Annotated in this window: 2 protein-coding genes; one reads left to right on the plus strand and one right to left on the minus strand. The window is 53.3% G+C overall.

Annotated features, from left to right (window positions below; genetic code table 11):
* Positions 1-11: 11 nt before the first annotated feature.
* Positions 12-239, minus strand: a complete 228-nt coding sequence (locus QQS14_RS16470; RefSeq protein ID WP_285908104.1) for a DNA-binding protein — start codon at positions 237-239, stop codon at positions 12-14.
* Positions 240-357: 118 nt separating this feature from the next.
* Between QQS14_RS16470 and QQS14_RS16475 the strand changes: the two genes are divergently transcribed.
* Positions 358-703 (plus strand): helix-turn-helix domain-containing protein (locus tag QQS14_RS16475; RefSeq protein ID WP_285908105.1); only part of this gene is annotated, 346 nt, incomplete at its 3' end.

Here is a 703-nt window from a genome sequence, read left to right on the forward strand (position 1 = left end):
AGGCATGGTCGTTAAGCGTTGATGGCCGTGGCGATTTCGCGGTCATCCACGATCTCGCCCCGTTTGAGGCCGAGCTTCACGGCGATCTTGTGGGATTGTCCCCGGACGCCCTTCTTGCGACCAGCCAGAACTTCAAACACCAAGTTGGTGCTGAAGCCGTTGGCCGACGCCCAGCTGGAGATGCTGATGCCCTTGCGTTCAAATTCCGCCCTTACATCTTTGGAGGTTCGCATATTCATTGGGTAATTCCTTTGTTTGCCTCATATTGGTGTGAGTTTGATTAATCCGTGTGTTGACTAGACAGTGAACCCGTTTGGGTTCTTTGTCAAGAACCTTTTCGGGTTCTTAGGGGATGCTGTGTCTTTTGAAACGCTAGGAGCTCGAATCGCCTCAATTAGGGGCGAGACAACTCAGCAGGAATTTGCTGAAGCTTTAGGTGTTAGCCGGAACACCTTGGTTCGGTATGAGAACAATAAAAGGATTCCAGATGCTGGTTTTTTACAGGAGCTTATCCGGCGTTACGGCGTTGACGCCAACTGGCTGTTGCTCGGAGTGGAAGAGCCGCCCAAGCCGGAGCTCAACTCTCGTGAGTCCGCGCTGATCGCCAACTACCGGGCCAGCCCGGAAGAAGCGCGCCGGAGTGCAGAAACGATGGTTGCTCTGCTTGCGCAATCGAAAGGGAAAGACGTGAAGAAAACGGGGT

This window comes from Pseudodesulfovibrio pelocollis (genome assembly GCF_030282845.1).
Taxonomy (GTDB): domain Bacteria; phylum Desulfobacterota; class Desulfovibrionia; order Desulfovibrionales; family Desulfovibrionaceae; genus Pseudodesulfovibrio; species Pseudodesulfovibrio pelocollis.